7 protein-coding genes are annotated in these 4926 nt (G+C 69.5%); 2 read left to right on the forward strand and 5 right to left on the reverse strand.

Annotation, left to right across the window (positions count from 1 at the left end; all coding sequences use genetic code 11):
* Positions 1 to 186 (reverse strand): hypothetical protein (locus tag H7965_RS30590; protein WP_222440876.1); only part of this gene is annotated, 186 nt, incomplete at its 3' end.
* Here H7965_RS30590 and H7965_RS28635 point away from each other — a divergent pair.
* Together H7965_RS28635 and H7965_RS28640 are read left to right on the forward strand one after the other, a co-directional pair.
* A complete protein-coding gene (locus H7965_RS28635; RefSeq protein WP_186773917.1) occupies positions 185 to 1138 on the forward strand; it encodes a Bug family tripartite tricarboxylate transporter substrate binding protein in 954 nt (317 codons plus the stop codon). The genes H7965_RS30590 and H7965_RS28635 overlap by 2 nt on opposite strands.
* A 165-nt stretch (positions 1139 to 1303) precedes the next feature.
* Positions 1304 to 1579, forward strand: coding sequence for a hypothetical protein (locus tag H7965_RS28640; protein WP_186773918.1), 276 nt, complete (start codon positions 1304 to 1306; stop codon positions 1577 to 1579).
* Positions 1580 to 1624: 45 nt separating this feature from the next.
* On the opposite strand, the gene H7965_RS28645 is transcribed toward H7965_RS28640, so the two are convergent.
* The 4 genes from H7965_RS28645 to H7965_RS28660 are packed head-to-tail and all read right to left on the reverse strand — an operon-like array spanning position 1625 to position 4732.
* Positions 1625 to 2206, reverse strand: a complete 582-nt coding sequence (locus H7965_RS28645) for a malonic semialdehyde reductase (RefSeq protein WP_186773919.1) — start codon at positions 2204 to 2206, stop codon at positions 1625 to 1627.
* Positions 2203 to 3156, reverse strand: coding sequence for a polysaccharide deacetylase family protein (locus tag H7965_RS28650; RefSeq protein ID WP_186773920.1), 954 nt, complete (start codon positions 3154 to 3156; stop codon positions 2203 to 2205). Before H7965_RS28650 ends, H7965_RS28645 begins: the two co-directional genes overlap by 4 nt.
* A complete protein-coding gene (locus H7965_RS28655; RefSeq protein WP_186773921.1) occupies positions 3153 to 4061 on the reverse strand; it encodes a polysaccharide deacetylase family protein in 909 nt (302 codons plus the stop codon). Before H7965_RS28655 ends, H7965_RS28650 begins: the two co-directional genes overlap by 4 nt.
* Positions 4061 to 4732, reverse strand: a complete 672-nt coding sequence (locus H7965_RS28660; RefSeq protein WP_186773922.1) for an isochorismatase family protein — start codon at positions 4730 to 4732, stop codon at positions 4061 to 4063. The genes H7965_RS28655 and H7965_RS28660 overlap by 1 nt, the downstream gene beginning before the upstream one ends.
* Positions 4733 to 4926 lie beyond the last annotated feature (194 nt).

A 4926-nucleotide genomic window follows, 5' to 3' on the forward strand; every position in this document is an offset into this window, starting at 1 on the left:
AAACGACGCCTCGGCTCGGCTCTGAGCGCTCGCAGCGGTGCCGCGCAGGCGCGCGAAATCATCCTGCGGGTCCTCACCCACAACCTGATGCTCCTCAGGTCGCCCACCACAGGGTTTCAACAATGCAATGGGCGCTCTGAATCGGGGACCGATCCCAGTCAGCATCGGTGGGAGGAAGTTCAACATGCGTTACTTCGGCCTGATCCTGGGCCTGATGGTCTGGATGCTGCCCGCGGCGGCCCAGACCTACCCCGAGCGGCCGGTGCGGCTGGTGGTGCCCTTTGCCGCCGGCGGCGCCACCGATGTCGGCGCACGCGTATTGGCGGAGGCGCTGGGCCAGGTGCTGCCCCAGCCGGTGCTGGTGGAGAACCGGGTCGGCGGTGCCGGGATGATCGCCGCCGAATACGTCGCCCGCTCCGCGCCGGACGGCCACACCATCCTGTTCAACAACACCAGCCAGGCGGTGCTGCGGGTGGTGGTGCCGAATGCGCCGATCGACCCGGTGCGTGCGCTGACGCCGGCCGTCATCCTGTCGGAGATGCCGATGGTGATGCTGGTGGCCAACAACTTCCCCGCCGCGAATGGGCGCGAGTTCATCGCCGCCGTCCGCGCCAATCCGGGGCGCTACGACTTCGGCAGCACCGGCGGCGGCGGCACCCTTGGCATGGCGGCGCTGCTGTTCCGCAAGACCGCCGGGCTGGAGATGAACGAGATTCCCTATCGCGGCGGCGCACCGGCGACGCTCGACCTCGCCGCCGGGCGGATCGCGCTGGTGTTCGACGTGGCGCTGACCGGCTTCCAGACTGCGAAGGGCGGCCAGGCGCGCGCCTTCGCCGTCACCAGCCCGGAACGCAGCCCGGCGGCGCACGAGGTGCCGAGCTGGCGTGAGCTTGGCGTCGACGCGGAGATGCTGGTCTGGCAGGCGCTGTTCCTGCCGAGCGCGACCCCGGCGCCGATCCGCGCCGCGTTGCATGCCGCGGTGGCGCGGGTGCAGCAGGGCGAGGCGCTGCGGCGCAAATGGACCGAACTCGGCGTCGACCGCGTACTGGCGATGCCGCCGGCCGAGGCCGAGCGCTATGTCGCCCGCGAGGTCGAGCGCTGGGAGGCGCTGATGGCAAGCGTGCCGGCGGCGAAGTAGCCGGACGCGCCAGCACCTCTCCTCATCATGCACCGGCTCGGCCCGTGCGGCCGGTCAGGCGAGTGGATGGCCGGGATCAAGCCCGGCCATGATGGCGGGCCCGGTCGTGCGGCGATGGCGGCCTAAGTTCTTGATTCGTTCCCCGTCTTACGGCAGGCTCCGCCCATGCCCCACCCGCAAAACCCGCCGGCTTGGCTGGCCAAGGCCACACTCCAGGCCATGCAGGTGGCGCGGGACCGCTGCCTCGCCGCCGGCGGCACCGGGCGGCAGGCGGCCGAGGCGGTGCGGCTGGTGGCGCTGGCGCATGGCCTGGCGCTGCCGGCGACCCTGATCGCCGAGGCGGTGGCGGCGGTGGTGCCGCTCGCCGCCCGCGCTACCGGGGTGCGCCGCCGGGGCAGCAGGCCCGGCGGGCTGGCAAAGAGCCCTGAAAGCCCCCCGTAGCGCCCCCACCCCGTCGTGGCCGGGCTTGACCCGGCCATCCGCCGCCTATGCCAGCGTGCAGGCTTCCTCGAAGCTCAGCCGCGGCAGCTTGGGGTAGACGCCGCTCGGGTCGCCATGGCCGATGTTGCAAAGGAAATTCGACTTGATGCTGGTGCCGGCGAAGAAGGCCTCATCCACCTTCGCCTTGTCGAAGCCCGACATGGCGCCGACGTCGAGCCCGCAGGCGCGCGCCGCGATCATCAGATAGGCGCCCTGCAGGGTACCGTTGCGGAACGCCGTCTCATCGGCCAGCGCCTTGCTGGAGGTGAACCAGGATCGCGCATCGTCATGCGGGAAGAGCTGCGGCAGCTTCTCGTAGAACTCCATGTCGACGGCGACGATCGCCGTCACCGGCGCCGCCATGGTCTTCTCAAGATTGCCGGAGGAGAGTGCCGGCCGCAGCTTCTCCTTGCCTTCCGGCGTGGTGATGAAGACGAAGCGCGCCGGCGAGGAATTCGCCGAGGTCGGACCCTGCCGCAGGATGTCGTAGACCCGCCGGATCTCCGCCTCGGTGACCGGCTCGGACGTCCATTTGTTCTGGGTGCGGGCAGTGAGGAAAAGCGCATCCAGCGCGGCGGCATCGATCATGTCTGTCCCTTCTCGGCTCGGCCGGCGCTGGCGCGCCAGGCGTCGAGGATTTCTCGGCCTGTCGCCGCCCAGAGTCCATCCCGTGCCTGCAGCGCATCCAGAAGTCCGGCCAGCGCCCTGATGCGGTGCGGCTGGCCCATCAGCCAGGGGGTGATGGCCAAGGTCAGGATGCGGCCGCCGCCGCTGGCGCGCGCCTCGGCGTCCAGGGTCGCATGCGCGGCCAGCACCGCATCGGTGAAGGCCTCGGTCGGCAGCATCTGCTGGTGCAGCATTCGCTGGTCGGAAAGATCATAGGGCAGGGGCATCGCGGTCAGCGTCCCGCTGCCGGTCGAGACGGCATAGGGCATGTCGTCGTTGACCCAATCGGTGCAGTAGTCGAGCCCTGCCTCGGCGATCAGGTCGAGGGTCTTCATCGATTGCGAGAAGCCCGGCGAATGCCAGCCGCGCACGCCGGGGCCGAAGGCGCCACGCAGCGTGGCGACCGCCTGGTGCACCCAGCCCCGTTCGGTCGCCTCGTCCAGGCCACCATGGTGCAGATGTCCCATGTCGATGCCAGCCGCCGCCACCTCCCACCCCGCCGCGGCGATGTCCCGGGCCAGCGCCGGGTAGCGGGTGGCGAGCACCGCGCTCATCAGCGCCGTGGCGCGCAGCCCGCGCTCGCCCAGCACCCGCAGCAGCCGGTAGATGCCGATGCGGTTGCCGTAGTCGCGCTGGGTGTAGTCCCAGTAGCTGGGGTAGGGGCGCTCCATTCCGCCCGGCGGCACGAAGGGTTTTGCGGGTGCATCCATCGGGAAATGCCCCATATGCACCGCGACCCAGAGCGCGACCCGGGCGCCGCCCGGCCAGGCGACGGGCGCGGCGGCCGGCAGGGCACGGAAGGCGAAGCGGTCGTGGTCCAGGCCGCGGCGCCGGTGCGGGTAGTGCAGATAGCTGTCGGGCAGACCGGTCATGGCGTGCCTCCATCGATCCAGGCCTGGAATTCCGCGAGGTGATGCTCGGTGAACCAGGCGGCGATCTCGCGCCCGGTTGCCAGCCAGACGTCGTCATGCGCGGTGACGTGGCGCAGCACCTCATCCAGCGCGGCGATGCGGTGCGGCTGGCCGATCAGGTAGGGGTGCAGCGGCATGCACATCACCGTGCCGCTCTCGGCGCCCTCGGCATAAAGCTGGTCGAATTGCGCCTTGCAGATCGCGGCATACTGCGCCGGCGGCGTGTTGCGCAGCTGCAGCAGCGGTACGTCGTTCACCTCCAGCGAATAGGGAATGCTGATCAGGCTGCCGCGGCGCACCTTCACCGGCATCGGCTGGTCGTCGTGCAGCATGTCGAGGGTGTATTTGATCCCCTCCTCCGCCAGCACATGCTGCGTCGTCTCGTCGTTCGACAGCGCCGGCGTCAGCCAGCCGTCCAGCGACTGGCCGCTGGCGCGCAGGATGGTGGCGCGGTCGTCGCGGATCACCTCGCGCTGCATCGCCTCCGGCATGTCGTAGAAGTAGCGGGTGTTGTAGGCGCCGTGGCTGAACAACTCCCAGTCCAGCTCGCAGCAGCGCTCGATGATCTCGGGATAGTGGTCACAGACCGCGGTGTTGAGCGAGACGCTGCCGCGCACCTCATATTTCGCCATGGTGTCGGCCATGCGCCAGAAGCCGGCGCGGTTGCCGTAGTCGCGCCAGGCGTAGTTCAGCACATCCGGCACCGGCCGCGGCCAGGGCGTGCGGCGCGGGTTGGGCGGCGGCTCCAGCTCATAGTGCTCGATGTTCGGCGCGACCCAGAAGGCGAGGCGGGCGCCGCCCGGCCAGGTGATCCTCGGCCGGCGGCGATAGGGCGCATAGTCGTAGTGGCCGGGTTCGCTGAGCATCAGCCGTCTCCCAACATTCCGTCGAGCCCGGCCAGGACCTCGGCCACCGGCAGCACATCGGCGTATTTCACCGCCATGTCATGGAGGTTGGCGAAATGCGGGCTTTCATGCCGGTCGGCGACGCATTCCTCCGGCACGATCATCCGGTAGCCGCAGGACAGCCCATCCACCACCGTGGCGCGGACGCAGCCGGAGGTGGAGCCGCCGGTCACCACCACCGTATCCACCTTGTGGAAGGTCAGCAGGCTGCGGAGGTTGGTCTCGAAGAAGGCCGAGGCCATGCGCTTGTTGAGGGTGATGTCGCCGGCGGCACGCTCGACGCGCGGGTCGAACTGCGCGCGCGGCGAGCCTTCCTTGATGTTCTGCAGGCTGTCCGGCGTATCGCTGCGGGTGCCCCAGACGCCGCAATCCTCGCCACTCGGCAGATAGGCGACATAGGTCCAGACCACCGGGAAATGCCGGCTGCGGCAGAGCGCGGCGAGGGCGTTGATGTGCGCGATCTGCCGCGGGTCGGTCTCATAGGCGGTGACGTAGGTGGCGGGCTGGGTGTATGCGCATTGCACATCGACATTGATCAGCGCGGCCTTCCTGCCGAAGCCGAAGCGGGCGCGTGGGGGGGCGGATTTCAGCGCGTGGTAGAGTTCGCGTGCGGTCTTGCCGTCTTCGATCATGTCGCCTCCCTTGCGAGAGGGACGTTGCCGCTCTCGCGCTTACCCCATCAAGGACCGTAGGGCCCTTGCACTACTTCGGCACTTTCATTCGCGCTTGTGTAGGTCGATGAACTCGCGGCATCTGGGACATCGCAGCCGGATGGCGGCAGCGAGCTGAGCCAGCAGTGCGCGCCGGATGGCGGGCAAGGTGGGCT

The organism is Siccirubricoccus deserti (assembly GCF_014283215.1).
In the GTDB taxonomy this organism is placed as follows: domain Bacteria; phylum Pseudomonadota; class Alphaproteobacteria; order Acetobacterales; family Acetobacteraceae; genus Siccirubricoccus; species Siccirubricoccus deserti.